This window comes from Enterobacter cloacae complex sp. SHL012 (assembly GCF_049237505.1).
Classification (GTDB): Bacteria; Pseudomonadota; Gammaproteobacteria; order Enterobacterales; family Enterobacteriaceae; genus Enterobacter; species Enterobacter kobei.
This window is the reverse complement of sequence record NZ_JBMKIZ010000001.1, coordinates 1,087,313-1,113,952: the sequence shown is the minus strand read 5'-3', so window position 1 is coordinate 1,113,952 and position 26,640 is coordinate 1,087,313. Positions and strand designations below refer to the sequence as shown.

The 26,640-nt window shown below is 54.4% G+C and carries 25 protein-coding genes, 2 tRNA genes and 1 other annotated feature; of the genes, 13 read left to right on the top strand and 14 right to left on the bottom strand.

Annotated features, from left to right (window positions below; all coding sequences use genetic code 11):
* The first annotated feature begins 113 nt into the window (after nucleotides 1–113).
* Entirely contained in the window at nucleotides 114–1,520 is a 1,407-nt protein-coding gene (gene gndA / locus ACOTY9_RS05345; protein ID WP_048995787.1) for an NADP-dependent phosphogluconate dehydrogenase, read from the top strand.
* 225 nt (nucleotides 1,521–1,745) lie between these two features.
* The gene (ugd, locus tag ACOTY9_RS05340; RefSeq protein WP_048995784.1) at nucleotides 1,746–2,912 is read left to right on the top strand and encodes a UDP-glucose 6-dehydrogenase; all 1,167 of its coding nucleotides are present in this window, start codon (nucleotides 1,746–1,748) and stop codon (nucleotides 2,910–2,912) included.
* Between the two features lie 51 nt (nucleotides 2,913–2,963).
* On the opposite strand, the gene ACOTY9_RS05335 is transcribed toward ugd, so the two are convergent.
* Entirely contained in the window at nucleotides 2,964–3,968 is a 1,005-nt protein-coding gene (locus ACOTY9_RS05335; protein WP_221703409.1) for an NAD-dependent epimerase, read from the bottom strand.
* 193 nt (nucleotides 3,969–4,161) lie between these two features.
* On the opposite strand from ACOTY9_RS05335, the gene wzzB reads away from it, so the two are divergent.
* Nucleotides 4,162–5,142: an LPS O-antigen chain length determinant protein WzzB gene (wzzB, locus tag ACOTY9_RS05330; RefSeq protein WP_088126573.1), complete on the top strand. Its 981-nt coding sequence runs from the start codon at nucleotides 4,162–4,164 to the stop codon at nucleotides 5,140–5,142.
* 43 nt (nucleotides 5,143–5,185) lie between these two features.
* On the opposite strand, the gene hisIE is transcribed toward wzzB, so the two are convergent.
* The 9 genes from hisIE to hisL form a co-directional block, all read right to left on the bottom strand.
* Nucleotides 5,186–5,797, bottom strand: a complete 612-nt coding sequence (gene hisIE / locus ACOTY9_RS05325) for a bifunctional phosphoribosyl-AMP cyclohydrolase/phosphoribosyl-ATP diphosphatase HisIE (protein ID WP_014884472.1) — start codon at nucleotides 5,795–5,797, stop codon at nucleotides 5,186–5,188.
* Nucleotides 5,791–6,567, bottom strand: a complete 777-nt coding sequence (gene hisF, locus ACOTY9_RS05320) for an imidazole glycerol phosphate synthase subunit HisF (protein ID WP_023330862.1) — start codon at nucleotides 6,565–6,567, stop codon at nucleotides 5,791–5,793. The genes hisIE and hisF overlap by 7 nt, the downstream gene beginning before the upstream one ends.
* A complete protein-coding gene (gene hisA / locus ACOTY9_RS05315) occupies nucleotides 6,549–7,286 on the bottom strand; it encodes a 1-(5-phosphoribosyl)-5-[(5-phosphoribosylamino)methylideneamino]imidazole-4-carboxamide isomerase (protein ID WP_023330861.1) in 738 nt (245 codons plus the stop codon). Before hisA ends, hisF begins: the two co-directional genes overlap by 19 nt.
* Nucleotides 7,286–7,876 (bottom strand): imidazole glycerol phosphate synthase subunit HisH, encoded by a 591-nt coding sequence (gene hisH / locus ACOTY9_RS05310; RefSeq protein ID WP_014884470.1) that lies wholly within the window; start codon nucleotides 7,874–7,876, stop codon nucleotides 7,286–7,288. Before hisH ends, hisA begins: the two co-directional genes overlap by 1 nt.
* Nucleotides 7,876–8,943, bottom strand: coding sequence for a bifunctional histidinol-phosphatase/imidazoleglycerol-phosphate dehydratase HisB (gene hisB / locus ACOTY9_RS05305; RefSeq protein ID WP_348565396.1), 1,068 nt, complete (start codon nucleotides 8,941–8,943; stop codon nucleotides 7,876–7,878). Before hisB ends, hisH begins: the two co-directional genes overlap by 1 nt.
* On the bottom strand, nucleotides 8,940–10,001 hold the full coding sequence (hisC, locus tag ACOTY9_RS05300) for a histidinol-phosphate transaminase (protein ID WP_014884468.1): 1,062 nt from the start codon (nucleotides 9,999–10,001) through the stop codon (nucleotides 8,940–8,942). Before hisC ends, hisB begins: the two co-directional genes overlap by 4 nt.
* The gene (gene hisD, locus ACOTY9_RS05295; protein ID WP_348565397.1) at nucleotides 9,998–11,302 is read right to left on the bottom strand and encodes a histidinol dehydrogenase; all 1,305 of its coding nucleotides are present in this window, start codon (nucleotides 11,300–11,302) and stop codon (nucleotides 9,998–10,000) included. The genes hisC and hisD overlap by 4 nt, the downstream gene beginning before the upstream one ends.
* Nucleotides 11,303–11,307: 5 nt before the next feature.
* Nucleotides 11,308–12,207 (bottom strand): ATP phosphoribosyltransferase, encoded by a 900-nt coding sequence (hisG, locus tag ACOTY9_RS05290; RefSeq protein ID WP_023330857.1) that lies wholly within the window; start codon nucleotides 12,205–12,207, stop codon nucleotides 11,308–11,310.
* A 45-nt stretch (nucleotides 12,208–12,252) separates the two neighbouring features.
* Nucleotides 12,253–12,376 (bottom strand) — a sequence feature (His leader region).
* Nucleotides 12,352–12,402, bottom strand: a complete 51-nt coding sequence (hisL, locus tag ACOTY9_RS05285; RefSeq protein ID WP_001364200.1) for a his operon leader peptide — start codon at nucleotides 12,400–12,402, stop codon at nucleotides 12,352–12,354. It overlaps the preceding feature by 25 nt.
* Before the next feature lie 175 nt (nucleotides 12,403–12,577).
* Between hisL and ACOTY9_RS05280 the strand changes: the two genes are divergently transcribed.
* From ACOTY9_RS05280 to ACOTY9_RS05265, 4 genes are all read left to right on the top strand, one after another.
* The gene (locus ACOTY9_RS05280) at nucleotides 12,578–13,402 is read left to right on the top strand and encodes an SDR family oxidoreductase (protein WP_023330856.1); all 825 of its coding nucleotides are present in this window, start codon (nucleotides 12,578–12,580) and stop codon (nucleotides 13,400–13,402) included.
* A gap of 41 nt (nucleotides 13,403–13,443) precedes the next feature.
* A complete protein-coding gene (locus ACOTY9_RS05275) occupies nucleotides 13,444–14,373 on the top strand; it encodes a LysR substrate-binding domain-containing protein (protein ID WP_023330855.1) in 930 nt (309 codons plus the stop codon).
* A gap of 219 nt (nucleotides 14,374–14,592) precedes the next feature.
* Complete coding sequence (gene yoeI / locus ACOTY9_RS05270; protein WP_099458931.1) at nucleotides 14,593–14,655, top strand: membrane protein YoeI; 63 nt, start codon at nucleotides 14,593–14,595, stop codon at nucleotides 14,653–14,655.
* Nucleotides 14,645–16,003, top strand: a complete 1,359-nt coding sequence (locus ACOTY9_RS05265; RefSeq protein ID WP_176690544.1) for an APC family permease — start codon at nucleotides 14,645–14,647, stop codon at nucleotides 16,001–16,003. Before yoeI ends, ACOTY9_RS05265 begins: the two co-directional genes overlap by 11 nt.
* Nucleotides 16,004–16,130: 127 nt before the next feature.
* Here ACOTY9_RS05265 and sbcB read toward each other — a convergent pair whose 3' ends face one another.
* Nucleotides 16,131–17,567 carry an exodeoxyribonuclease I gene (gene sbcB, locus ACOTY9_RS05260; protein WP_421637324.1) on the bottom strand — a complete coding sequence of 479 codons (1,437 nt, stop codon included), beginning with the start codon at nucleotides 17,565–17,567 and terminating at the stop codon, nucleotides 16,131–16,133.
* Between the two features lie 198 nt (nucleotides 17,568–17,765).
* Between sbcB and dacD the strand changes: the two genes are divergently transcribed.
* The 4 genes from dacD (at nucleotide 17,766) to ACOTY9_RS05240 (ending at nucleotide 21,169) form a co-directional block, all read left to right on the top strand.
* A complete protein-coding gene (gene dacD, locus ACOTY9_RS05255; RefSeq protein ID WP_088126577.1) occupies nucleotides 17,766–18,932 on the top strand; it encodes a serine-type D-Ala-D-Ala carboxypeptidase DacD in 1,167 nt (388 codons plus the stop codon).
* Nucleotides 18,933–19,050: 118 nt separating this feature from the next.
* Complete coding sequence (gene sbmC / locus ACOTY9_RS05250; protein WP_014884460.1) at nucleotides 19,051–19,524, top strand: DNA gyrase inhibitor SbmC; 474 nt, start codon at nucleotides 19,051–19,053, stop codon at nucleotides 19,522–19,524.
* Between the two features lie 92 nt (nucleotides 19,525–19,616).
* Nucleotides 19,617–20,675 (top strand): FUSC family protein, encoded by a 1,059-nt coding sequence (locus ACOTY9_RS05245; RefSeq protein WP_014884459.1) that lies wholly within the window; start codon nucleotides 19,617–19,619, stop codon nucleotides 20,673–20,675.
* A 158-nt stretch (nucleotides 20,676–20,833) separates the two neighbouring features.
* The gene (locus tag ACOTY9_RS05240; protein WP_008499467.1) at nucleotides 20,834–21,169 is read left to right on the top strand and encodes a DUF496 family protein; all 336 of its coding nucleotides are present in this window, start codon (nucleotides 20,834–20,836) and stop codon (nucleotides 21,167–21,169) included.
* Between the two features lie 144 nt (nucleotides 21,170–21,313).
* Here the strand turns inward: ACOTY9_RS05240 and ACOTY9_RS05235 are convergent.
* A tRNA-Asn gene (locus ACOTY9_RS05235) sits at nucleotides 21,314–21,389 on the bottom strand.
* Nucleotides 21,390–21,550: 161 nt separating this feature from the next.
* On the opposite strand from ACOTY9_RS05235, the gene emmdR reads away from it, so the two are divergent.
* Together emmdR and ACOTY9_RS05225 are read left to right on the top strand one after the other, a co-directional pair.
* Nucleotides 21,551–23,005, top strand: coding sequence for a multidrug efflux MATE transporter EmmdR (emmdR, locus tag ACOTY9_RS05230; RefSeq protein ID WP_014884458.1), 1,455 nt, complete (start codon nucleotides 21,551–21,553; stop codon nucleotides 23,003–23,005).
* Nucleotides 23,006–23,108: 103 nt separating this feature from the next.
* Nucleotides 23,109–23,184, top strand: a tRNA-Asn gene (locus ACOTY9_RS05225).
* Between the two features lie 142 nt (nucleotides 23,185–23,326).
* Here ACOTY9_RS05225 and ACOTY9_RS05220 read toward each other — a convergent pair.
* A complete protein-coding gene (locus ACOTY9_RS05220) occupies nucleotides 23,327–25,093 on the bottom strand; it encodes an aminopeptidase P family protein (protein WP_196361881.1) in 1,767 nt (588 codons plus the stop codon).
* Nucleotides 25,094–25,112: 19 nt separating this feature from the next.
* A complete protein-coding gene (locus ACOTY9_RS05215) occupies nucleotides 25,113–26,567 on the bottom strand; it encodes an AMP nucleosidase (RefSeq protein WP_014884456.1) in 1,455 nt (484 codons plus the stop codon).
* Between the last annotated feature and the right edge of the window lie 73 nt (nucleotides 26,568–26,640).

Here is a 26,640-nt window from a genome sequence, read left to right as displayed (position 1 = left end):
AAATTATTTAAAGAGCATCTTCCACTACCTTTCACCTCGTATCCTGAGTTAACATCATAGATACATTCAAGCCACGTATTTTTCGTGGTGACCACACCTGACAGGAGTATGTAATGTCCAAGCAACAGATCGGCGTTGTCGGTATGGCAGTGATGGGGCGCAACCTGGCGCTCAACATCGAAAGCCGTGGTTATACCGTCTCCGTTTTCAACCGCTCCCGTGATAAGACTGAAGAAGTCATCGCTGAGAATCCAGGCAAGAAACTGGTTCCTTTCTATACGGTTAAAGAGTTCGTTGAGTCTCTGGAAACGCCTCGTCGTATCCTGTTAATGGTGAAAGCGGGCGCGGGTACCGATGCTGCTATCGATTCCCTGAAACCGTATCTGGATAAAGGCGACATCATCATTGATGGCGGCAACACCTTCTTCCACGACACCATCCGTCGTAACCGTGAACTGTCTGCTGAAGGCTTTAACTTCATCGGTACCGGTGTCTCCGGTGGTGAAGAGGGCGCCCTGAAAGGCCCATCTATCATGCCTGGCGGTCAGAAAGAAGCCTACGAACTGGTTGCACCTATCCTGACCAAAATCGCAGCGGTTGCCGAAGATGGCGAACCGTGCGTGACCTATATCGGTCCGGACGGTGCGGGCCACTACGTTAAGATGGTTCACAACGGCATCGAATACGGTGATATGCAGCTGATTGCAGAAGCCTACTCCCTGTTGAAAGGCGGTCTGAACCTTTCTAACGAAGAGCTGGCTGAAACCTTCACCGAGTGGAACAAAGGTGAGCTGAACAGCTACCTTATCGACATCACTAAAGATATCTTCACGAAGAAAGATGAAGAGGGTAAATACCTGGTCGATGTGATTCTCGATGAAGCAGCGAACAAAGGTACTGGTAAATGGACCAGCCAGAGCTCTCTGGATCTGGGCGAACCTCTGTCCCTGATCACCGAATCTGTGTTTGCACGTTACATTTCCTCTCTGAAAGAGCAGCGCGTTGCGGCATCTAAAGTGCTCTCTGGTCCGCAGGCTAAGCCAGCGGGTGACAAAGCGGAATTCGTTGAGAAAGTTCGTCGCGCTCTGTACCTGGGTAAAATCGTTTCCTACGCGCAGGGCTTCTCACAGCTGCGTGCAGCGTCTGACGAGAACAACTGGGATCTGAACTACGGCGAAATCGCGAAGATCTTCCGTGCTGGTTGCATTATTCGCGCTCAGTTCCTGCAGAAAATTACTGATGCTTATGCTGAAAATGCCGGTATCGCGAACCTGCTGCTGGCACCGTATTTCAAGAAGATTGCCGACGAATACCAGCAGGCACTGCGTGATGTGGTTGCTTACGCTGTTCAAAACGGTATTCCGGTTCCGACGTTCTCCGCTGCCGTGGCGTACTATGACAGCTACCGTGCTGCCGTACTGCCAGCGAACCTGATTCAGGCGCAGCGTGATTACTTCGGTGCACATACGTATAAACGTACCGATAAAGACGGTGTATTCCATACCGAATGGATGGAATAATTTAATCAACTGGCTGTGAACATAACCCGGAGAATTCTCCGGGTTTTTTTTATCCTGAAAATGCCGATTTTTTTCGAAGAAGTCTGAATGTCAGCCCACTCGTAGGGATTACTCCTGGTTTGCCTTGACAGTTCTGTTGGCAAGGAGGTACAAAGCCCAACAGTCAGGTTCATCGCGATGGTCAGGTGGCCATCAATACAGTTAACTCACAGAAGTCATTAGCGAATGAAAATAACTATTTCCGGAACAGGCTATGTTGGTCTTTCAAACGGCATTCTAATTGCTCAGAATCATGAAGTGGTTGCACTGGACATCGTGCAGGCCAAAGTTGATATGCTCAACCAGAAGAAGTCCCCGATTGTTGATAAGGAAATACAGGATTATCTCTCAAATAAGTCGCTGAATTTCCGTGCCACGACGGACAAAGAAGACGCCTACCGCGACGCAGATTTCGTCATCATCGCGACACCAACAGATTACGATCCCAAAACCAACTACTTCAACACCTCTACTGTTGAAGCCGTGATCAAAGACGTTATCGCAATTAATCCAAAAGCGGTAATGATCATCAAATCGACCATTCCGGTAGGCTTCACCAAATCGATTAAAGAAGAGTTGGGTATTGATAATGTCTTCTTCTCGCCAGAGTTTCTGCGCGAGGGCAGGGCGCTATACGACAACCTGCACCCCTCGCGTATCGTGATCGGTGAGCGCTCTGAGCGGGCGGAGCGTTTTGCCGCGCTGCTCCAGGAAGGCGCAATCAAGAAAGACATTCCGGTTCTGTTTACCGACTCCACGGAAGCCGAAGCCATCAAGCTGTTCGCCAATACTTATCTGGCGATGCGTGTAGCGTACTTCAACGAGCTGGACAGCTACGCAGAGAGTTTGGGCCTGAATACCCGTCAGATCATAGAAGGCGTGTGCCTCGACCCTCGCATCGGCAACCACTATAACAACCCGTCATTCGGTTACGGCGGCTACTGCCTGCCAAAAGATACCAAACAGTTGCTGGCCAACTATCAGGCTGTACCGAATAACCTGATTTCAGCCATTGTAGATGCCAACCGCACGCGTAAAGATTTCATCTCTGACTCTATCCTTGCGCGTCAGCCTAAAGTTGTGGGCGTGTATCGTCTGATCATGAAGAGCGGTTCAGATAACTTCCGTGCCTCTTCCATTCAGGGCATCATGAAGCGCATTAAGGCTAAAGGAGTGCAGGTTATTATTTATGAACCCGCGATGCAGGAAGATGAGTTCTTCCACTCCCGCGTGATTCGCGATCTGGATGCATTCAAGCAGGAAGCGGACGTGATCATCTCTAACCGCATGGCGGAAGAGCTGGCGGACGTGGCGGATAAAGTCTATACCCGCGATCTGTTCGGAAGCGATTGATTACTCTTAACGCACGTAAAAAACCCGGCCATGTAGCCGGGTTTTTTATTTTCAGACCTTGTAGAAAGCGCGATACCAGTCGACAAAGTTCTTCACTCCGTCTTTGACCGACGTCTGCGGTTTAAAGCCAATATCGTCATACAACGCTTTCGTATCCGCGCTGGTCTCCAGCACGTCACCCGGTTGAATCGGCATCATGTTTTTCTCTGCTTCTTTGCCGAGAGCTTCTTCCAGCGCCGTGATGTAATCCATAAGCTCGACCGGAGAGCTGTTACCAATGTTGTAAACGCGATAAGGCGCGGAGCTGGTCGCCGGGGAACCGGTCTCGACGGTCCAGTCTGCATCGGCCTGAGGAATGACATCCTGCAGACGAATAATGGCTTCGGCGATATCGTCGATGTAGGTGAAGTCTCGTTTCATCTTACCGTAGTTGTAAACATCAATCGGCTTATCTTCGATCATTGCTTTGGTAAATTTGAACAAGGCCATGTCCGGTCGCCCCCACGGGCCGTACACAGTAAAGAAGCGCAGGCCGGTCGTTGGCAGGTTGTACAAATGAGAATAGGTATGCGACATCAGCTCATTGGCCTTTTTAGTTGCCGCATACAGCGAAACAGGGTGATCCACTGAATCGTCCGTAGAGAAAGGCATCTTACGGTTGAGCCCATAAACGGAGCTGGATGAGGCGTAAAGCAGGTGTTGAACCTTATTATGGCGACAGCCTTCCAGCACGTTGAGATGACCCACCAGGTTAGCTTCTGCATAAGCATGTGGATTATCCAGCGAGTAGCGAACCCCAGCCTGCGCGGCCAGATGAATCACCCGATCAAACTGCTCATCGGCGAAGAGCGCAGACATCCCTTCACGGTCGGCTAAATCAAGTTTATGGAAAGAGAAATTGTCAGATTTGAGCAAGTCCAGACGTGCCAGCTTAAGATTGACGTCATAGTAGTCATTCAGATTATCAATACCGACAACCTGATGGCCTGCGTCCAGCAGTCGCTTGCTGACATGTGAACCGATAAAACCTGCTGCGCCCGTTACCAAAAATTTCATATCTTTCCTCGTTAACGCTTCGTTCTTGTGATGCATAAGGCATCCGAATTTGTCTATGATAGCGCGTAGCACACCCGATACATAACCCATCTTTCCGATATAACTCATCGAATTCCTATAGAAAAATCCTCAGCAACAGATAAACTACGTAAACATAATTTTTTTTTGCCCTTTTTCATCTGTTAGGGATTGTATGACGCAAAACAACAATAGCCTGGTCACGCGCAGTACTGACCCGGAGCAAATTGATTTACTTGATTTAGTGCTGCAACTTTGGCGCGGAAAGTGGGTAATTGGGGCATTTATTGCGGTTTTTATCGTATTAGCAGGCGTATACATTACAGTCGCGAAAGAGAAATGGACCTCCTCCGCCATTATTGCTCAGCCAGATGCGGCGCAGATCGCCACTTACGCCAATGCACTGAATATCCTTTACGGTAGCGCTGCACCTTCAATGCTGGATATCCAGAACCGTGCTATTAATCGTTTCAATTCCTCGTTTTCTGCTTTAGCTCAGGCTCTCGACAACCAGGACATTCCAGAAAAGCTGACTATCGACACCACCGTTAAGGGGCAACCGCTGCCGTTAAGCGTCTCCTATCAGGGGGAGTCTGCAGAAGCGGCTCAAAAACAGCTGGCGCAATACATACAGCAGGTTGATCAGCAAACAGCGAAAGAACTTTCTCTCGACCTCAAAGATAATATCAAGCAGCAAATTACCACGCTAAATGACTCTCTGGAAAACCAGGAAAAGGTTGCTCAGGAGCAGAAAGATCTGCGAATCAAACAGATCACTGAGGCGCTTAAAAATGCGGAAGCTGCAAAAATCGCGACCCCACAGATCCAGCAAACTCAGGATGTGACCCAGGAAACTATGTTTCTGCTGGGTAGTGAAGCGCTGAAATCGATGATTGATAACGAAGCGTCTCGCCCGTTAGTGTTCTCTCCTGCTTACTATCAGACGAAACAAAACTTACTGGATATCGAGAAGTTGAATGTGAATCCAGACACGATTCACGTCTATCGTTACGTCATGAAGCCGGATCTCCCTGTCCGTCGTGATAGCCCGAAAAAGGCGATCACCTTAATTCTGGCGGTTCTGCTGGGCGGGATTATTGGTTCTGGTGTGGTACTGGGCCGCAATGCACTGCGTAACTACAAACCCAAATCCTGAACCACATTGGATATAAAAAAACCGGGGAAATTCCCCGGTTTTTTTATTTGTGGCGCTTACGAAGATTCTCGATCACCGCCGTCAAATCCAGCTCCTGATCCTGCAGCAGTACCAGAAGGTGATACATCAAATCCGACGCCTCGTTGGTCAGCTCCTCGCGGTCATGCACCGTCGCAGCCAGCGCGGTCTCAACGCCTTCTTCCCCTACCTTTTGCGCAATACGCTTGGTTCCGCTGGCGTACAACTTCGCAGTGTAAGAGCTTTCAGGATCCGCCGTTTTACGCTCTGCCAGCAGCTGTTCCAGTTGATACAGGAACAGCCACTGGTGGCTCGCCTCACCGAAGCAGCTGCTGGTGCCCTTGTGGCAGGTCGGCCCGATCGGATTGGCCAGCACCAGCAGGGTGTCGTTATCGCAGTCTGGCGCCATGCTGACCACATTCAGGAAATGACCTGAGGTTTCACCTTTGGTCCACAGACGCTGTTTCGTGCGTGAGAAAAACGTCACCTTGCCGCTGTCGATCGTTTTCGCCAGCGCGTCCTGGTTCATATACCCCAGCATCAGCACTTCGCCTGAGACGGCATGCTGTACAACCACCGGCAGTAATCCGTCAGTTTTTTCCCAGTCCAGCTGCGCCTGTTGTTGCTCTGTTAACATACCCTGATCTCCACGCCCTGGTCGGCCAGGTACGTCTTTAACTCACCAATATTAATAATCTGTTTGTGGAACACGGACGCCGCCAGCGCACCGTCTACGTTCGCATCACGGAAAGCTTCCAGGAAGTGCTCCATGGTGCCCGCACCGCCGGAGGCAATCAGCGGCACGTGGCAGACCGCACGGACTTTTTTCAGCTGCTCGAGGTCATACCCGTTACGCACGCCGTCCTGGTTCATCATGTTCAGCACAATCTCACCCGCGCCGCGCTTCTGCACTTCCTGCACCCAGTCCAGCGTTTCCCATTGGGTGACACGCGTCCGGCTCTCATCACCGGTATACTGGTTGACGTGATATTTACCGGTTGCAGCGTCATACCAGGTGTCGATCCCAACCACAATGCACTGCACGCCAAAGCGATCGGCCAGACGGGTAATCAGCTCCGGGTCGGCCAGGGCAGGGGAGTTGATGGAAATCTTGTCGGCACCAAAAGAGAGAATTTTGGCCGCGTCGTCAGCGGACTTAATCCCGCCCGCGACACAGAACGGAATATCAATCACTTCCGCCACGCGCGCGACCCAGCTTTTGTCGACCACGCGACCATCGCTTGAGGCGGTGATATCGTAAAAGACCAGCTCGTCTGCGCCTTCATCGGCATAACGTTTTGCCAGCGGAACGATGTCGCCAATAATCTCGTGGTTGCGGAACTGTACGCCTTTCACAACCTGACCGTCGCGTACGTCAAGACAAGGGATTATCCGTTTTGCCAGCATTGAATCGCCTCCGTTACAGTAAATTTACCTTCCAGCAGGGCACGGCCTACAATCACACCCTTTACACCGGTACCGCGCAGCGCAGCCACGTCGTCTATATCGCCGATGCCGCCTGAAGACTGGAACGCCACCTGCGGATAACGTGCACAAACCTCTTCATACAGCGAGACATTAGAGCCTGCCAGCGTACCGTCGCGAGAGATATCGGTGCACAGCACGTGCTTGAGGCCAACGGGCAGATACATCTCGACCAGTTCTTCCAGCGTTACCCCGGAGTTTTCCTGCCAGCCGCTGATCGCCACCTGCTTATTACCTTGTTCGTCAATGCGAACGTCCAGCGCCAGCACCAGCGCATCGGCGCCGAAGCGGCGGAACCAGCCTTTCACGGTCTCAGGATCGTTGACCGCGGTTGAGCCTACCACCACGCGCGCCACGCCTGCATCCAGGAGTGCCGCAACGTCCTCTTCCGTACGCACGCCGCCGCCGACCTGTACGGGCACATTAACGCCAGCAACCAGGTTTTTCAGCAGCGGGATCTGGCGTTTCGCCGGATCTTTCGCGCCCGTCAAATCCACCAGATGCAATACCTGCGCGCCCTGAGCCGCATAATCCTGCAGACGCGGCAGCGGGTCGTTCCCGTAGTCACGCTGCTGGCCGTAATCGCCCTGATGCAGACGGACAACCGTGCCGTCAATTAAATCTAAAGCGGGAATGATCATCACATCTCCAGGAAGTTTTTCAGCAACTGCGCGCCCGCGGCGCCCGAACGTTCCGGGTGAAACTGCACGCCGAAGAAATTGTCTTTCTGCACCGCGGCAGTAAATGCCTCGCCGTAGTTGCACTGGGCGATGGTATGGGCGTTCACCGGCATGGCGTAGCTGTGCACGAAGTAAAAATACGCACCGTCTTCGATGCCGCGAAACAGACGGTCACCTGCTTTCGCGTAAACGCGGTTCCACCCCATATGCGGTAGCGGCAGGCCGTGGTCGGTCATTTTCGGTACGTCTTCGTCAATAATGCCCAGCAGGTCAACGCCGTTGCTCTCTTCGCTGCGGCGACCCAGAAGCTGCATGCCTAAGCAAATCCCCAGTACCGGTTGGGTACAGGCTTTGATCAAATCGACCAGCTCGCGCTCGTGGATCTGATCCATCGCCGCCTGGGCGGTGCCTACGCCGGGCAGGAAAAGCTTGTCGGCGCGCAATACCACGTCCGGATCACGGCTCACCACCGGCTCGTAGCCGTGGCGCGCAATGGCCGATTTGACGGAGTTCAGGTTGGCGCATCCGGTGTCCAGAATCACCACGTTCATCACAGCACTCCTTTCGACGAGGGAAGGGCGTCACCTTCCACGCGGATCGCCTGACGCAGCGTACGGCCAAAGGCTTTAAACAGACTTTCCACGCGGTGGTGATCGTTTTTGCCTTTCGTTTTCAGATGCAACGTCAGGCCCATGGTGTAGGACAAGGAACGGAAGAAATGCTCCACCATTTCGGTGCTGAGATCGCCCACGCGCTGATAGGTGAAGTCGGCTTTGTATTCCAGGTGCGGACGACCGGAGATGTCCATCGCGCAGCGCGCCAGACATTCGTCCATCGGAAGAACAAAGCCAAAACGGTTGATGCCGCGTTTGTTGCCGAGCGCCAGCTTCAGGGCTTCACCCAGCGCCAGACCGGTATCTTCTACGGTGTGGTGATCGTCAATGTAAAGGTCACCCTTCACCGAGATTTCCATGCGGAAACCGCCGTGGGTGGCAATCTGGTCCAGCATATGGTCAAAGAAACCGACACCGGTGTGGATCTTGCTGCCGCCTTCACGGTCCAGCCAGACCTTCACATCAATCTGTGTCTCTTTGGTGTTGCGTTCAACGTGCGAGTAGCGGTCACGTTTTGTCAGCTGTTCGCCAATCTTTGCCCAGCTAAGATTGTTGCGGTCGTAGCGAAGCCCCGCAATGCCCATATTTTCCGCCAGCGTAATATCAGTGATGCGATCCCCGATGACATAGCTGTTGGTTTTATCCAGCATATCCTCAGCCAGATAGCGCTCAACCAGCTTCACTTTTGGCTTACGGCAGTCGCACTCATCGGCTGGCATGTGCGGGCAAATCAGTACCTCATCGAACACTACGCCCTGAGAGGTCAACACCTGCATCATTAAATTATGGGGGCCGTCAAAGTCTGCCTGCGGGAAGCTGTCGGTACCCAGACCGTCCTGGTTGGTGATCATCACCAGCTTATAACCGGCTTTTTGCAGCGTAAGCAGCACCGGTATCACGTCCGGTTCAAAAGCCAGTTTGTCGAAACGATCAACCTGAAAATCGGCTGGTGGCTCCGAAATAAGGGTGCCGTCACGATCGATGAAAAGGATCTTCTGGGTCATACTTTCTCCGCTTTCAGGGCGTCAATCACGCGCTGGCTCTCTGCGCGGGTGCCTACGGTAATGCGCAGGCAGCCGCTCAGGGAAGGTTGTTTATTCTGGTCTCGTAAGATAATGCCCTGATCCCACAAAGATTTAAATACGGCACTCGAGGCGGTAAAACGCACCAGGATGTAATTGGTTTCCGAGTCAAACACCTGCTCCACGCACGCAATATCCTTCAGGGCGGTGACCAGGTACTGGCGTTCTTCCAGGATCTGCGCCACGCGTTCGCGCATCGCATTAATGCCCTGAGGCGTCAACGCCTGGGCCGCAATATCCGCAACCGGTGTGGAGAGTGGATACGGGGCGATGACTTTCAAAAGCAGGTCGATGACCGCTTTATTCGCCAGGGTGAATCCGCAGCGCAAGCCCGCGAGGGCGAAAGCCTTCGACAGTGTGCGCAGGACAACAAGATGCGGATACTCCTCAAGCCAGCCTGTCAGCGTCGCCTGTGGGCAGAACTCAATATATGCTTCGTCCGCGACCACCAGCGCTTTACCGCGCGTCATTTCCAGCAGGGTACGGATATCCTGTGGCGTGATAATCTGCCCGGTTGGATTGTTCGGGCTACAGACAAACACGACTTTTACGCCGTCAAGATTGTCGGCAATCCCCTGCAGATCCAGCTGCCAGTTCTCCAGCGCCTGCACGTTGCGGCACGCCACGCCGAAGGTTTCGGCGCTGACGCTGTACATGCCGTAGGTCGGCTGGCAGTACATTACTGCGTCTTTTCCCGGCTCGCAGAACGCGCGGATCAGCAGTTCAATGCCTTCGTCTGCCCCACGGCTGACCAGCACCTGCTCCGGTTTCACGCCTGCGTACTGGGCGTAGTTTTCGATTACCGCTTTCGGCTGACACTCCGGATAACGGTTCAACGTTTGCTGCGACAGCTCAAACTGCACCGCCGTCGGGAATTCGTTGGCGTTCAGCCAGACATCGCCTTTGCCACCCAGGCGGCGCGCGGACTGATAAGGCGTCAGGCGACGGACATTTTCGCGGGCTAATTCTTCAATGTTCATGCTTGCTCCTTCAGCGCAGCAACGCGCAGCGTAACGGCATTTTTATGGGCAGTCAGACGTTCGGCGGCGGCCAGCGTCTCAATAGTTGAAGCCAGCGAGGCAAACCCTTCTCGGGAAAGTTCCTGCACGGTCATCCGTTTCTGGAAATCCGCCAGGCCCAGGCTGGAACAGGTTGAGGTATAGCCATACGTCGGCAGAACGTGGTTGGTACCAGAAGCGTAGTCGCCCGCGGATTCCGGTGACCAGTCGCCGAGGAACACCGAGCCAGCGCTGGTAATGCTGTCGACCAGATCGCGGGCGTTGCGGGTCTGAATAATCAGATGCTCCGGGCCGTACTGGTTGGAAATAGCAATGCACTGCTCCATGTCACGCGCCACAATCAGGCGGCTGGCGGATAATGCCTGGCGTGCCGTGTCGGCACGGGGCAGGTCGGCAAGCTGACGCTCAACGGCCTCACCCACACGTTTAGCCATATCGGCGTCCGGTGTCAGCAAAATGACCTGGGAGTCCGGGCCGTGTTCTGCCTGTGAAAGCAGGTCAGACGCCACGAAATCCGGCGTTGCGCCGCTGTCGGCAATCACCAGTACCTCAGAAGGGCCGGCTGGCATATCAATTGCCGCACCGTCCAGACGCTGGCTGACCTGGCGCTTGGCTTCGGTTACATACGCGTTGCCCGGTCCAAAGATTTTGTCGACCTTCGGAATGGATTCAGTCCCGAACGCCAGGGCCGAAATGGCCTGGGCACCGCCCACTTTATAGACTGCCTGTACGCCGCACAGCTTTGCCGCATAAAGGATCTCATCGGCAATCGGTGGCGGAGAGCACAGCACCACTTTCTGGCATCCGGCGATACGCGCCGGGGTTGCGAGCATTAATACGGTTGAAAACAGCGGCGCTGAACCGCCAGGGATATAAAGCCCGACTGACGCCACCGGGCGAGTCACCTGCTGACAACGCACGCCGGGCAGGGTTTCCACGTCCACGGTCGGCAGTTTCTGCGCGACGTGAAAGGTCTCAATGTTTTTCACCGCGACGGCCATCGCCTGTTTGATGTCGTCACCGAGGCGGCTTTCCGCCTCCGCGATTTCTTGCCCGGTGACCTGTAGCGCGTCAACTTCGGTTTTATCAAACTTTGCACTGTATTCACGCAGCGCGTCATCGCCACGCGTTTTGACGCTATCAAGGATCTCCGCCACGGTGCGGGAGATGCTTTCGGAGGCGGAAATCGCCGGGCGCATCAGCAGCTCGCGCTGCTGTGCGTCGCTACAGGTATTCCAGTCGATGATTGTGTTAAAACGCATGGCCGTTACTCCATCATCTTCTCAATTGGCAGCACCAGAATGGAGCTTGCGCCCAGCGCCTTCAGTTTTTCCATGGTTTCCCAGAAGAGGGTTTCGCTACTGACCATGTGCATTGCCACGCGCTGCTGATCGCCCGCCAGCGGCAGAATGGTTGGACGTTCTGCGCCCGGCAGCAGGGCAATCACTTCATCCAGACGCTCGGTCGGCGCATGCATCATGATGTATTTTGATTCACGTGCCTGAATCACGCCCTGAATACGGGTCAGCAGTTTGTCGATGAGCTGCTGCTTGGCATCGGCCATATCGCCATCACGCTGGATCAGACACGCTTTGGAGCGGTAAATCACTTCGACCTCGCGCAGGCCGTTCGCTTCCAGCGTCGCGCCGGTAGAGACGAGGTCACAGATAGCGTCCGCCAGACCCGCACGCGGTGCCACTTCAACCGAGCCGTTCAGCAGGCAGGATTTAAACTGCACGCCTTTCTGATCCAGATAACGCTTTAACAGGTGAGGGTAGGAGGTGGCGATACGTTTGCCATTCAGCGCGGCCGGACCGTCCCAGGGTTCATCAACCGGCGTTGCCAGCGACAGGCGGCAGCCGCCAAAATCCAGACGACGCAGGGTGAAGTAACGCGGGTCTTCGCCCTGCGCACGGCGGGTCAGCAATTCTTCTTCCAGCACGTTTTCACCGATAATCCCGAGATCAACGACGCCATCCATGACCAGGCCTGGAATATCGTCATCACGCACGCGCAGAATGTCGATCGGCATGTTTTCAGCCAGAGCAATCAGGCGCTGGGTGTGCAGGTTGATTTTAATCCCGCAGCGGGCCAGCAGTTCGCGTGAATCATCACTCAAACGACCTGATTTTTGAATAGCTATGCGTAAGCGTGAGTTATCTAACATTCTTTATTCCTCGTTAACCTGTTTTAACCTGTCTGAATTTGGTCCAAAAAAAAGCCCCCGGAAGAAGATCTTCCGGGGGCTTTATCATGCGTTCATGCACCACTGGAAGATCCAAACGTCTTCCAGCACACATCGCCTGAAAGACTAGTCAGGATGATGGTGATGATGGTGGTGTTTAAATTGAACGCGTGTCATATAAATTCTCGATGAATGCTTATTCATTTGATGTCTTTTAACCTAAACCAGTTGTGTGACAGATTGCAAGGGCTTTTTTTGATCATTAATTCATTTCATATTGATGCTATGAATTGTGTGTTCTGCCAGGCTGGCGTAGCCTTATGAAAGACGAGTGAGAGTCAGGAGAATTCGCATGAAAAAGGTCGCGATTGTCGGTTTGGGCTGGCTGGGAATGCCGCTGGCGATGTCATTAGCCGCGAAAGGCTGGCAGGTGACCGGGAGCAAAACGACGAGGGATGGGGTCGAAGCGGCACGCATGTGCGGTATTGATGGCGTTGAACTGCGTCTGGAACCGGAGCTGGTGTGTGATGCGGACGATCTGGACACGCTGATGAACGTCGATGCGCTGGTGATTACGCTACCCGCGCGGCGCAGCGGCCCGGGTGAATCATTCTATCTGCAGGCGATGCAGGAGATTGTCGACAGCGCCCTTGCGCACCATGTTCCGCGTATCATTTTTACCAGTTCGACGTCGGTCTATGGCGATGCTCCGGGCGTAATGAAAGAAGGAACTGAGCGCCGTCCGGTGACCGCGAGTGGCAAGGTCCTTAAAGAGCTGGAAGACTGGCTGCATAATTTGCCCGGCACGCAGGTGGATATCGTCCGTCTGGCGGGGCTGGTCGGCCCCGGGCGGCATCCGGGACGCTTTTTTGCCGGGAAATCGGCGCCGGACGGGCAGCATGTCGTCAATCTTGTTCATCTTGAGGATGTTATTGGCGCGATTGAGCTACTCTTAAAAGCTCCAAAAGGTGGACACATCTATAATATATGTGCACCTTCTCATCCTTCGCGCAGCACGTTTTACCCGCTGATGGCGCGTCAGCTTGGCCTGGCTCCGCCGGTTTTTGCTGAGGCAAAGGACGAAAGCAAAGGCAAAATTGTTGATGGCAATCGCATTTGTCATGAGCTGGGGTTTGAGTATCAATATCCCGATCCGCTGGTGATGCCCATGGAATAAGTCCCGCAGCGGAAACGATCGCACACCGGAAGGGGGCGAGCATGAAACCGCTGCTGGATGTTCTTATTATTCTGGATGCACTGGAAAAAGAGGGGAGCTTTGCGGCTGCTTCAGCAAAGCTCTATAAAACCCCTTCGGCATTGAGTTACACCGTTCAAAAACTGGAAAGCGATCTTAATATCCAAATCCTCGATCGCACCGGACATCGCGCGCGTTTTACCCGTACCGGACAGATGCTGCTGGAAAAAGGCCGCGAAGTCCTGCACACCGTTCGTGAACTGGAAAAACAGGCCGTCAAGCTCCACCAGGGATGGGAGAACGAGCTGGTCATTGGCGTGGATGATACCTTCCCGTTCTCTCTTTTGACCCCGCTGATCGAAGCGTTTTATCAACATCACAGCGTCACCCGGCTTATCTTCATCAATGGTGTGCTTGGCGGCTCCTGGGATGCCTTAACGCAGGGCAGGGCAGATATTTTTGTCGGGGCATTGCATGAGCCTCCCCAGCTGAGTGAATTTGGCTTTGCCCGACTTGGCGTGCTGGAGCAGGTGTTCGCCGTAGCGCCTCATCATCCGCTGGCTCAGGAGCCAGAGCCCCTTAACCGTCGCGTGATTAAAGGCTATCGCGCCATCGTGGTGGGGGATAGCGCTCGCCCGGAATGTTCGGTTTCCTCGCAACTGCTTGATGAGCAGGAAGCCATCACGGTTTTTGATTTTAAAACTAAGCTGGAACTGCAAATTAGTGGACTCGGCTGCGGCTACTTACCGCGCTATCTGGCGCAGCGGTTTATTGATAGCGGTGCGCTTGTTGAAAAACAGGTACTTGCTCAAAGCAGTAACGAATCGGTATGGATGGGCTGGAATGAACAAACCGCCGGGCTTGCGAGCGCCTGGTGGCGGGATGAAATTTTAGCAAATAGTGCTATCGCGGCAATTTACTCTCAGCCCGGCGTCCAGAAATCAGCCAGTTAGCAGAAAGAAAACGGCCCGGTGCGTTGCAAAGTATTGCCTTTTGTATCCGATGTGGGGCAAAATGCCGCCGCTGCAACCAAATGAATAATCGACGATATAAAAGGCGTCGGTTATTTTTTTTTGCATGTACGAAACGAAACTAAAAACCAAGAGGCCGGGCTTCGTACCGGATAGATATTTACTAAAATCCGACAGTTGTTGTCGCTGAGGAAGAAAGAAATGGGGCAATTTTTCGCTTACGTGGCGGTTATCACCGTAAAGGAGAATAACTATGTCGCATAACGCAACTCCAAACACCTCTCGCGTGGAATTACGTAAAACGCTTACGTTGATTCCGGTTGTTATGATGGGCCTTGCCTATATGCAACCGATGACGCTGTTCGATACATTCGGTATCGTATCGGGCCTCACCAACGGTCACGTTGCGACGGCGTACGCCTTCGCACTGGTCGCGATCCTCTTTACCGCGCTGAGCTACGGAAAACTCGTCCGCCGTTTCCCGTCAGCAGGCTCTGCGTACACCTATGCTCAGAAATCCATTAGCCCGGCAGTTGGCTTTATGGTGGGCTGGTCATCTCTGCTGGACTACCTGTTCATGCCGATGATCAACATTCTGCTGGCAAAAATTTACTTTGAAGCGCTGGTGCCTTCCGTGCCGTCGTGGATCTTTGTTGTCGCGCTGGTGGCCTTTATGACCATTTCTAACCTGCGCAGCATCAAGACCGTGGCAAACTTCAACACCCTGATTGTTATTCTGCAGATGGGCATCGTGGCAGTTATCGTCGGCCTGATCATCTACGGTGTTTCTCACGGTGAAGGTGCGGGCACGCTGACCAGCACGCGTCCATTCTGGTCTGAAGGCGCACATGTTGTGCCGATGATTACCGGTGCGACAATTCTGTGCTTCTCGTTCCTGGGCTTTGACGGTATCTCTTCTCTGTCAGAAGAGACCAAAGATGCTGAGCGCGTGATCCCAAAAGCGATTTTCCTGACGGCGCTGATTGGCGGCCTGATCTTCATCGGTGCCTCCTACTTCCTGCAGCTGTACTTCCCGGATATCTCTCGCTTTAAAGATCCGGATGCGTCGCAGCCTGAAATCATGCTTTATGTTGCGGGTAAAACGTTCCAGTGGGGCGTGCTGATTTTCTCCAGCGTGACCGTACTGGCATCCGGTATGGCAGCACACGCAGGCGTTTCTCGTCTGATGTATGTTATGGGCCGTGACGGCGTGTTCCCGACTCGCTTCTTCGGTTATGTGCATCCAAAATGGCGTACTCCGGCGTGGAACGTGCTCTTGGTTGGCGCGATTGCCCTGCTGGCGATTAAATTCGACCTGGTGACTGCAACTGCGCTGATTAACTTCGGTGCGCTGGTGGCGTTCACCTTCGTTAACCTCTCCGTGATTTCGCAGTTCTGGATCCGTGAGAAGCGCAACAAAACGCTGAAAGACCACTTCAACTATCTGGTGCTGCCAGTGTGTGGTGCGCTGACGGTGGGGGCGCTGTGGATTAACCTGGAAGAGAGCTCTATGATTCTGGGGCTGATCTGGGGCGGTATCGGCCTGGTTTACCTGGCCTGCGTAACGAAGAGCTTCCGTAACCCGGTTCCTCAGTACGAAGACGTTGCGTGATGACTCGCCGGGTGGCGCTAGCGCTTACCCGGCCTACAAAACAACACTCCTGTAGGCCCGCGTAAGCGAAGCGCCACCGGGCAAAAAAAAGCGGAGACCATCGTCTCCGCTTTTTTATGTCTGATTTTCAGACTATCTCTTGCGCGTACTGAAACAGCGCTTTCAGCAGCGCCTGTTTCTCTGCATTCCCTTCGTACTGACCGTAAAGCATCTCCAGCTCCTGGGCGTAGTTGTGCAGATACTCTGGCGTAAACACGTTACGACGATGCTGCAGCCAGCGCTCCTGCTCTGTTTCATCCAGCGTACCGGGGTAGTTACGTGCGCGGTAATTAAACATCAGCTTTTCGATGCGTTTATCGGCGAAAGTGATGTCCAGCGCCGGCAGGTTCCGCGGCTCGGTTTGCAGGACAATATTCATCGCTGCACGGTCGGCATCGCTGAAGAAGCCGTTGTAGAGCTGTGCATCGACGTTTTCCGACGGCACAAACGGCTCCGCTTCGGCGAAGATCGCGACCACTTTCTCGCGTACCTGCGGATTTTCGCGCAGCACTTTCAGGTTATCCAGGCAGTGCTGACGGTTAATGCCCAGCCTGTCAGCATCCTCCGGGCGCAGCGTATTCGCCTGCGCCAGTACCGGACATTTATTGATATGCACCAGTTTGACCGGCACCGCGGGCAGGTCACCAAGCTCATTTTTCGTGGTGTAGAGCCGCTCGCGCAGGGTATCGCTGTCAAGTTCCAGCAGCGGCGAAATATCGCCCGCTAAATCCACCATGATAACGGCGTTACGGTTGTCCGGATGCCACGCCAGCGGTGCCACCCAGCTTGTATTGCCGCGCCAGGCACCGAACATACCGGAGATATGCACCAGGGGTTTCATCTGCGGCACGTCGATAAGGGTCATGAGCTTCTGCTTGCTGCGATGGCTCAGCAAATACTCAAACAGCCGGGGCTGCGCGGCTTTCACCAGCTTCGCCATGGCAATAGTGGCATAGACGTCCGCCATTGCGTCGTGGGCATTGCTGTGCTCAATGCCATTAGCGCGCGTCAGGTGTTCCAGGCGGAAGCTCGTCAGACCTTCCTCATTTTCCGGCCAGTTGATGCCTTCAGGACGCAGGGCATAACAGGCGCGCATGATATCCAGCAGATCCCAGCGCGAGTTGCGGTTCTGCCAGCTCCAGGCGTACGGATCGTAGAAGTTGCGATAGAAAACGTTGCGGGTCACTTCGTCATCGAAACGGATGTTGTTGTAACCGACCACGCAGGTATTGGGGACGGTAAACAGATCGTGGATGCGGCGGGCGAATTCCGCCTCGTTCACCCCTTTCTCCCGCGCTTCCTGAGGGGTGATCCCGGTGACCATGACCGCGCCTGGCTGCGGCAGGTAATCATCAGCAGGTTTGCAGTAAAAGACCTCAGGCTCGCCAATGATGTTGAATTCGTCGTCGGTACGGATGGCGGCAAACTGCGCCGGTCGGTCCAGCGCCGGGTGCGTGCCAAAGGTTTCATAGTCGTGGAATAAAAAAGTGGGGCGTGCGGCAGAGTCAGACACCAGTAATACCATCCTGTTAAAAAATGACGCCACTATGGTAAACGATCGTGCGGGTCAGACCGAATAAAAAGCGCCGCCGTGGTGCAAATTTGCGAGACAGATTCAGCGTGAAACCTGCGTTCTGTCACATTTTTTTGCAATTAAGCCAGGTAACGACATCAGAACTCCCGTAAAAAGGTCATCGATTTTTAATGACCTGAGGATATACCGTTGAAACGCCGTCTGTTTATTGCTGTTTCTTTACTCGCTTCGAGTATCTCATCTGCTTTTGCGGCCGAACCGCTGGATTTTTCCCCGCAGCCTCCGGCCATTCAGGCGGGCTCGTGGGTGCTGATGGATTACACGACTGGTCAGATCTTAACGGCGGGCAACGAACATCAACAACGTAATCCGGCGAGCCTTACTAAGCTGATGACGGGTTATGTGGTTGATCGGGCCATTGATAGCCATCGCATTACGCCGGATGACATTGTCACCGTAGGCCGTGATGCATGGGCCAAAGGGAACCCGGTTTTTGACGGATCATCCCTGATGTTCCTGAAAGAGGGCGATCGCGTCTCCGTGCGGGACTTAAGCCGCGGGCTGATTGTGGATTCCGGCAACGACGCCTGCGTGGCGCTGGCCGATCACGTAGCGGGTGGGCAGCCGCAGTTTGTGAAGATGATGAACGACTATGTGCAGAAGCTGAACCTGCGCGATACGCACTTTGAAACCGTCCATGGGCTTGATGCGCCGGGTCAACACAGCTCGGCCTATGACCTGGCCGTTCTCTCCCGGGCTATCATTCACGGTGAGCCTGAGTTTTACCATATGTACAGCGAAAAGAGTCTCACCTGGAACGGGATCACCCAGCAAAACCGTAACGGCCTGCTGTGGGATAAAACCATGAACGTGGATGGCCTCAAAACGGGGCACACTTCTGGCGCGGGCTTTAACCTGATTGCTTCCGCCATTGACGGTCAGCGCCGTTTAATCGCGGTGGTGATGGGGGCGGACAGCCCGAAAGGGCGCGAAGACCAGGCCCGGAAACTGCTGCACTGGGGTCAGCAGAATTTCGATACGGTGCAGATTCTGCACAGCGGTAAAAAAGTAGGGACAGAACGTATCTGGTACGGTGATAAAGAACAGGTAAATCTGGGTACGGATCAGGACTTCTGGCTGGCTTTACCGAAAGCGGAAGTGGCGAACATTAAGGCGAAATACGTTCTGGATAAAAAAGAGCTGGAAGCGCCGATTGCCGCACATCAGCGGGTTGGGGAGATCCAGCTCTATGACCGCGAAAAAGTGGTGGCACACTGGCCGCTGGTCACGCTGGAACGTGTTGATAAGGGTGGGATTTTCTCTCGCCTCAGTGATTACCTGCACCAAAAAATCTAACCTTTCTGAGCAGACTGGCAGGGTTGCGAGTCTGCTCACATAATAAACACTCCTCGTTTGCCGATAATATTGTTCCTGTTTTATAGTGTATAAATATACAGTAATAAGCGGAGGCAGTATGGACTACAGCATCAAGCAGCAACAGAAGCGTAAGATTGCGGGTTTTCATCTTGTTGGGCCGTGGGAAAAAACGGTTAAGCAGGGATTTGAACAGCTGGTCATGTGGGTGGACGGACGTCACATTGAGCCGCTGGAGTGGGTGGCGGTCTACTACGATAATCCTGATGAGGTCCCGGCGGAAAAACTGCGCTGTGATACGGCCGTTACGGTACCGGAGGATTTTGTTATCCCGGATAACAGCGAAGGCGTCATGATGACGGAAATCGCGGCGGGTGATTATGCCGTGGCCACGGCGCGTGTGGAAAACTACGACTTTGCAACACCGTGGTATCAGTTCTTCAATTCCCTGTTGCAGGACAATAAATACCAGATGGCGCTCAAACCCTGCTTCGAACGCTATCTCAATGATGGCAACGCGGACGGTTACTGGGATATCGAAATGTTTATCGCGGTAGAGCACAAAACGGCTTAAGCCTGCTAAATGAAGGGTTTTTCAGCCGGGTGTGATCCGCCCGGCTGAAAACACAGTACAATTGTGATTTGCCGTGTAGCTGGAGAGCGGGTGTGCGTCCCGACAAATCATTAACGCCGTTTGAAATTCGTCTATACAAACATTACCGCGTGGTGCATGGGTGCCGCATTGCGCTGGCGTTCGTATTGACCTTTATACTGGTCCGACTGCTGGATGTTCCGGAGGGGACGTGGCCGCTGATCACGCTGGTGGTGGTGATGGGGCCTATCTCATTTTGGGGGAACGTTGTTCCTCGCGCCTTCGAGCGGATCGGCGGTACCGTTCTTGGCTCTGCGCTGGGGCTTATTGCCCTGAAGCTGGAGCTTATCTCATTTCCGGTCATGCTGGCATGGTGCGGTGCGGCCATGTTCCTCTGCGGTTGGCTGGCGTTGGGCAAACGCCCCTATCAGGCGCTGCTGATTGGTATCACGCTTGCGGTGGTGGTTGGCGCACCGGCCGGGGATATGACCACGGCGCTCTGGCGAAGCGGGGATGTCATCCTGGGCTCGCTGCTTGCCATGCTGTTTACCGGCATCTGGCCGCAGCGTGCTTTTTTGCACTGGCGTATCCAGATGGCCAGCTATGTCACCGCGTTTAACCGCGTTTACCAGGCCGGTTTCTCCCCCAATCTGGTTGAGCGCCCCCGGCTGGAAAAGCATCTGCAAACCATCCTTAATGACGTGGTCAAAATGCGCGGCCTGATTACCCCCGCCAGCAAAGAGACCCATATTCAGAAAGCGATTTTCGAGGCTATTCAGACCGTAAGCCGCAATCTGGTCTGCATGCTTGAGCTGCAGATTAACGCGCACTGGGCTTCTCGCCCAAGCCATCTGTTGATGCTCAACGCACATACGCTGAAAGAGACACAGCAGATGACGCAGCAAACCCTGTTGACCATCGCTCATGCGCTCTATGAAGGCAACCCGCAGCCGATACTGGCGAACAGCGAGCGTCTGAATGACATTGTGGCGGAGCTGAAAACGCTTATTAGCGAGCGGCAGGGTGATAACGTGGCGGAAACGCCCATTCATGGCTATGTCTGGTTGAGCCTGGAACTGGCCCGGCAGCTTGAACTGTTATCGCACCTCATTTGCCGGGCGCTGCGCAAATAAAACGCGGATGTGACGCCTGCTGCTTCGATTCAGCAGCAATTGGGGTTATGATAGCGTTAAACGATATAGTCATTGTCATTCGCAGCCGCTGTCAGTAAGGTTATTGATACAACGGTTGCTTTAACGAATCCGAATCTCACATTATCAGGGGTGTAAAAATGGAAACTACCAAGCCTTCGTTCCAGGATGTTCTGGAATTCGTCCGCCTGTTCCGTCGCAAAAACAAACTGCAGCGTGAAATCCAGGACGTTGAGAAGAAGATCCGTGACAACCAGAAACGTGTCCTGCTGCTCGACAACCTGAGCGACTACATCAAGCCAGGCATGAGCGTTGAAGCTATTCAGGGCATCATCGCCAGCATGAAGAGCGACTATGAAGACCGCGTGGATGACTACATCATCAAAAATGCTGAGCTGTCCAAAGAGCGTCGCGATATCTCTAAAAAGCTGAAAGTGATGGGCGAAATCAAAAACGGCGAAGCAAAAAGCGAGTAATCGCAATGAATGGTGAAAAAGGCTCTCTGGTGACAGAGAGCCTTTTTTATTTTAGTAGGTCGGGTAAGGCGCAAGCCGCCACCTGACAATTTTATCAGGCACAGAAAAGCAAAAAGCCTGCTTTAAAAGCAGGCTTTTTAAATTTGGCTCCTCTGACTGGACTCGAACCAGTGACATACGGATTAACAGTCCGCCGTTCTACCGACTGAACTACAGAGGAATCGTTGTGGAGGCTTATCTTAGCGGCGAAAAAACTTTTGTCAAACCTGATCTTAGAGAAAATCGACCGACTGCTGAATCTGTCGTCAGTTTGTTGTAAATCCACACATCTTTTTCAGGAAAATACTTTGCAGGATGAGCATTTCTCCCCCATCATTTGAAATGGAGTTTCAACTTTTCTCGCTAAGGTCCATTTTGAACGTCACTGCTCCTCTGCGCCAGGCGATCATGCGCACGCCCTGGTATGCAAAACGTAAAAGCTATCGTGTCCTCTTCTGGCGTGAAATCACCCCCCTTGCGGTGCCTATCTTTCTGGAGAATACCTGCGTACTGCTGATGGGGGTGTTGAGCACCTTCCTTGTCAGCTGGCTGGGGAAAGAGGCGATGGCGGGGGTTGGGCTGGCGGACAGCTTCAACATGGTGGTGATGTCCTTCTTCGCGGCTATCGACCTTGGGACAACCGTCGTGGTGGCCTTCAGCCTTGGCAAGCTTGACCCCAAACGGGCCCGCGAGGCGGCTCGCCAGTCGCTGATGATCATGACCATTTTTTCGATCGTTCTGGCGGCAGTGATCCACTATTTCGGTAAAGAGATTATCGACGTTGTCGCCGGGGAAGCCACGAACGAGGTGAAGGACCTGGCGCTAACCTACCTCGAAATGACCGTCATAAGCTATCCGGCCGCGGCCATCGCGCTGATTGGCAGCGGTGCGCTGCGCGGGGCAGGTAACACCAAAATCCCGCTGCTGATCAACGGCGGGATGAATATCCTGAATATCATCATCAGCAGCGTGCTGATCTACGGCGTGTTTTCATGGGATGGGTTGGGGTTCGTCGGTGCCGGTCTGGGGCTAACCATTTCTCGCTACATTGGTGCTGCGGCGATTATCGGGGTGCTGATGACGGGCATCACGCCTTCGCTGCGCCTTACGCTGAAAAGCTACTTCCGACCCTTTAACTTCGCCATTATCTGGGAAGTGATGGGGATTGGTATTCCCGCCAGTATTGAATCAGTGCTGTTTAACGGCGGTAAGCTGCTGACGCAGATGTTTGTCGCCGGTATGGGGACCGACGTTATCGCCGGTAACTTTATCGCCTTCTCCATCGCCTCGCTGATTAACCTGCCGGGTAACGCGCTGGGTTCAGCCTCGACCATCATCACGGGCAAACGGCTCGGGAAAGGGCAGATAGGCCAGGCGGAACGTCAGCTGCGCCACGTGTTCTGGTTGTCAACGATTGGCCTGACGGCGATCGCCTGGGGAACCGCCCCCTTTGCCGGGCTGATGGCCGCGTTTTATACCCATGAACAGGATGTGAAAGAGGTTGTTAAGATCCTTATCTGGCTCAATGCCGCGTTTATGCCCATCTGGGCGGCCTCATGGGTGCTACCCGCGGGTCTGAAAGGGGCGCGTGATGCTCGTTTTGCGATGTGGGTGTCGATGCTCGGCATGTGGGGGTGTCGGGTTGTGGCGGGTTATACGTTAGGTGTGGTGCTTGGCTGGGGCGTGGTGGGTGTCTGGCTGGGAATGTTCCTTGACTGGGCCGTGCGCGGGGCGCTGTTCTACTGGCGTATGGTCAGCGGGCGCTGGCTATGGAAATATCCGCGACAAAATGCCTGACAAATGTGCGAAATGGAGAATAAATCGGCAAACGATCGGAAATCTGCATTCTGCCTTTGACATCCCGGGGGAGCATCGATAATATGCGCCCCGTTCACACGATTCCTCTGTAGTTCAGTCGGTAGAACGGCGGACTGTTAATCCGTATGTCACTGGTTCGAGTCCAGTCAGAGGAGCCAAATTTAAAAAGCCTGCTTTTAAAGCAGGCTTTTTGCTTTTCTGCGTAAGGTAAATGCAAAACGGCAACCTTGTTGCCGTTTTTAGTGTTTGCACTCTCTCCCGTGGGAGAGGGATGGGGTGAGGGCACCAGCCCGCACGATGTTACATGCTAATCGGCGCCGTCGCCTCAACCAGCCACGGACGCGCTTCGCTATTCACCAGCGGTGACAGCGCCTCGCGAACCTGCTGATGATATTCATCCAGCCACTGCTTTTCCTGCCCGGTCAACAGCTGCAATTCCACCTGGCTTAAATCAATCGGGATCAGCGTTAGCGAAGAAAACGTGCAGAACCCCGGGCGGCTTTCAACAATTTCCACCTGGTTTTCAATGCGGATACCGTGGCTGCCGCCCAGATAATACCCCGGTTCAATGGTCATGATATTGCCCGCCACCAGTGGCCAGGGGTTAACCTTTTTGGCGATGCGGTGTGGGTTTTCATGGATAAGAAGCTGATGCCCCACGCCATGTCCCGTGCCGTGATCGTAATCCAGCCCCATTTCCCACAGCGGACGTCGCGCGAAAGCGTCCAGCTGATGCCCGTGTGTGCCGGATGGGAACTGCAGGGTTATCAGCGACAGGAAGCCTCTCAGTACGGCGGTATAATGCATACGCTGCTGCGGGGGAACATGACCCCAGGCAAGCGTGCGCGTGGCGTCAGTGGTGCCGTTAGTGTACTGACCGCCAGAATCATTCAGGTAAAAATGATCGTGGCCGATGGGTTTGTTGCTGGCCTCGCTGGAGTGATAGTGGCACATCGCCGCGTTGCTCGAAGAGGCGGAAATGGTCGCAAAGCTCTGCTCGATAAAGCCGGGCTGCTGTTTACGGAACGCGAGCTGTTGCGCCTGTACTTCGAGCTCGGTTAAGGGATTTCCAGCCGCTTCACGTCGCGGCACTTCACGGCTCAGCCAGGCCAGGAAGTTGACCCACGCGGCGCCGTCCTGGTGATGACATTCACGATACCCTGCCAGCTCGACCGGGTTTTTGGTGGCTTTCAGCAGGGTGATCGGATCGGTCTGCCAGACGATCTCCCCCTGGGGTTCAATGGCGAAGCGCAGGGCTACCGGTGCGGAATCGGCATCGACCATCACTCGTTTACCTTCCGCAATTTCTCGGCAGCGTTCGATAAAGGTGTCCTGTGGCGCAGTGGCGAGCGTGTTACGCACGGCTTCGGGCAGGGCGCTGAGCTTAGTGTCGTTAACAAACCACTCCACGTGACCGTCGCGACGCAACAGGGCAAAAGAGAGCGGTACCGGGCTGGTGGGGATATCTGACCCGCGTACGTTGAGCAGCCAGGCAATGTTATCCGGCAGCGTAACCGCCAGATAATCAGCATTGTTCGCGGCCAGCACGGCGGCAACGCGCTGACGTTTGTCTTCGCTGCTTTCACCGCTTACCGCAACTGGCATTTCACTGATCGGCCCCGCCGGTGCGGCAGGACGATCGATCCAGAGCGTGTCAAACGGTGAGGCATTCAGCGGGACGAACTCACACGGCGTGGCAGAAAGTTGCGTAAACTCGGTATTTGTCATCAGCAGTGGATCAAAACCGATGCGCGTGGCGGGCTCAACGTTTGCCGCCAGCCATGCTGCCAGCGGTTCATTGTGCAGATGATGAATTTCAATCTCATCCAGGTTGACCTGAACGCGGGCCTGCACCTGATAGCGCCCGTCGACGAACAGCAACGCCTTGTCTTTCAGAACCAGCGCCAGGCCAGCCGAGCCGTCAAAGCCCGTCAGCCAGGCCAGTTTTTCATCATACGGCGCGCAGTATTCACTCTGCCAGGCATCCGCGCGCGGGACGATCATCCCGTCGAGATGGTTTTCCTGAAGCCACCGGCGCAGGGCCGCTAAGGGTGATGAGGTGGACATGCATTTTCCTTAATTGTTATCAGCGGAACGGTGGCTCGTTGAAGGTACGCAACTTGCGGGAATGCAGTTTGTCACCTTCCGCCCGCAGCAAATCAATGGCGCGAATGCCAATTTGCAGATGTTCGGATATCGCCCCTTCATAGAAGCGGTTGGCCTGACCCGGCAGCTTGATTTCGCCATGCAGCGGCTTATCGGACACGCAGAGCAAGGTGCCGTAAGGCACGCGGAAGCGATACCCCTGCGCGGCAATGGTGGCGCTCTCCATATCAATCGCCACCGCACGGCTCAGGTTGAACCGCAGCGCGGAGGCGGAGTAACGCAGCTCCCAGTTACGGTCATCGGTAGTGACCACCGTACCGGTGCGCAGGCGCTGCTTAACCTCTTCACCGGGCATGCCGCTCACCTCTTTGGTGGCGTCATACAGCGCGCGCTGCACTTCAGCGATGCTCGGAATCGGAATGTCTGGCGGCAGCACGGCGTCGAGAACGTGGTCGTCGCGTAAGTAGGCGTGGGCCAGCACGTAATCACCAATCAGCTGGCTTTCGCGCAGGCCGCCGCAATGGCCGATCATCAGCCAGACGTCCGGGCGCAGTACCGCCAGATGGTCGCAGATGGTTTTGGCGTTCGACGGCCCCACGCCGATGTTGATCAGCGTGATGCCCTGGCCGTCGGCGGTGATCAGGTGCCAGGCAGGCATCTGGTGTTTTTTCCATGCTAGATCGGAAATGGCCTGCTCTGGCGCTTCAGTCTCTGCGGTGATCCAGATCCCGCCCGCACAGGAGAGCGCGATGTACGGGCTTTCCGGGTCAAGGATCTGGCTGCAGCCCCAGCGGACAAACTCGTCGACGTAACGGGTGTAGTTGGTAAACAGCACGAACGGCTGGAAATGCTCGGCGGGCGTGCCGGTGTAGTGGCGCAGGCGTGCCAGCGAGAAATCCACCCGGCGGGCATCAAAGTGCGAGAGGGGAGAAAATTCTGCCGGGTGATAAATCCCGTCTGCCGTTTCATCGCCAATCTGTGAAAGCTCGGTGGTTGGGAAATGGCGGGTCAGTCCCGCGCTCATGGAACGATCAAGGGTTAGCGCCGAACCGTCAATCACGTAAGGATACGGGATCTCATGCTGTGAAGGTTCTACGGCAATGTGTGCGCCGTAATCCTGGTATAACAGCGTGAGTTGCTCTTCAAGATAAGGGCGGAACAGTGCAGGGCGGGTGACGGTGGTGCTGTAGCAGCCGGAGTGGGTAAAACGGGCATAGGCGCGGGTTTTTGGCGTCGTGCTGGCGCTGCCGTCCCAGGTCACAGAGAGCGATGGATAAACAAAAAGGCCCTCGCTTCTGGCCTTTTCGTCGGGAAGTTTCCCTGTTTCGATATATTCGCTGATGGCGCTGCGCAGCGCGTTGACGGACTGTTCATACAGTGCGTCGAGTTTTTCCAGCGCCTGAGCCGGGGTCAGGCTGGAGCCCTTATTATTCATCTCTGTCTCCTTGTTCCACAGGTGTGCGACTCTACCCGATAGTATGTCACACGCCTGTGAAACAAAAGGGAGA

Excerpts from the sequence above, each read along its gene's own strand:
- hisD (WP_348565397.1), bottom strand. The coding sequence starts at position 11,302 with ATGCGTTTTAACACAATCATCGACTGGAATACCTGTAGCGACGCACAG.
- ugd (WP_048995784.1), top strand. The coding sequence starts at position 1,746 with ATGAAAATAACTATTTCCGGAACAGGCTATGTTGGTCTTTCAAACGGC.
- hisA (WP_023330861.1), bottom strand. The coding sequence starts at position 7,286 with ATGATCATTCCCGCTTTAGATTTAATTGACGGCACGGTTGTCCGTCTG.
- gndA (WP_048995787.1), top strand. The coding sequence starts at position 114 with ATGTCCAAGCAACAGATCGGCGTTGTCGGTATGGCAGTGATGGGGCGC.
- hisG (WP_023330857.1), bottom strand. The coding sequence starts at position 12,207 with ATGTTAGATAACTCACGCTTACGCATAGCTATTCAAAAATCAGGTCGT.
- ACOTY9_RS05240 (WP_008499467.1), top strand. The coding sequence starts at position 20,834 with ATGGAAACTACCAAGCCTTCGTTCCAGGATGTTCTGGAATTCGTCCGC.
- ACOTY9_RS05265 (WP_176690544.1), top strand. The coding sequence starts at position 14,645 with ATGTCGCATAACGCAACTCCAAACACCTCTCGCGTGGAATTACGTAAA.
- sbmC (WP_014884460.1), top strand. The coding sequence starts at position 19,051 with ATGGACTACAGCATCAAGCAGCAACAGAAGCGTAAGATTGCGGGTTTT.
- ACOTY9_RS05215 (WP_014884456.1), bottom strand. The coding sequence starts at position 26,567 with ATGAATAATAAGGGCTCCAGCCTGACCCCGGCTCAGGCGCTGGAAAAA.
- wzzB (WP_088126573.1), top strand. The coding sequence starts at position 4,162 with ATGACGCAAAACAACAATAGCCTGGTCACGCGCAGTACTGACCCGGAG.
- emmdR (WP_014884458.1), top strand. The coding sequence starts at position 21,551 with ATGGAGTTTCAACTTTTCTCGCTAAGGTCCATTTTGAACGTCACTGCT.
- hisB (WP_348565396.1), bottom strand. The coding sequence starts at position 8,943 with ATGACCCAGAAGATCCTTTTCATCGATCGTGACGGCACCCTTATTTCG.
- hisH (WP_014884470.1), bottom strand. The coding sequence starts at position 7,876 with ATGAACGTGGTGATTCTGGACACCGGATGCGCCAACCTGAACTCCGTC.
- ACOTY9_RS05280 (WP_023330856.1), top strand. The coding sequence starts at position 12,578 with ATGAAAAAGGTCGCGATTGTCGGTTTGGGCTGGCTGGGAATGCCGCTG.
- sbcB (WP_421637324.1), bottom strand. The coding sequence starts at position 17,567 with ATGGTATTACTGGTGTCTGACTCTGCCGCACGCCCCACTTTTTTATTC.
- hisF (WP_023330862.1), bottom strand. The coding sequence starts at position 6,567 with ATGCTGGCAAAACGGATAATCCCTTGTCTTGACGTACGCGACGGTCAG.
- hisC (WP_014884468.1), bottom strand. The coding sequence starts at position 10,001 with ATGAACATTGAAGAATTAGCCCGCGAAAATGTCCGTCGCCTGACGCCT.
- ACOTY9_RS05335 (WP_221703409.1), bottom strand. The coding sequence starts at position 3,968 with ATGAAATTTTTGGTAACGGGCGCAGCAGGTTTTATCGGTTCACATGTC.
- ACOTY9_RS05220 (WP_196361881.1), bottom strand. The coding sequence starts at position 25,093 with ATGTCCACCTCATCACCCTTAGCGGCCCTGCGCCGGTGGCTTCAGGAA.
- hisIE (WP_014884472.1), bottom strand. The coding sequence starts at position 5,797 with ATGTTAACAGAGCAACAACAGGCGCAGCTGGACTGGGAAAAAACTGAC.
- ACOTY9_RS05275 (WP_023330855.1), top strand. The coding sequence starts at position 13,444 with ATGAAACCGCTGCTGGATGTTCTTATTATTCTGGATGCACTGGAAAAA.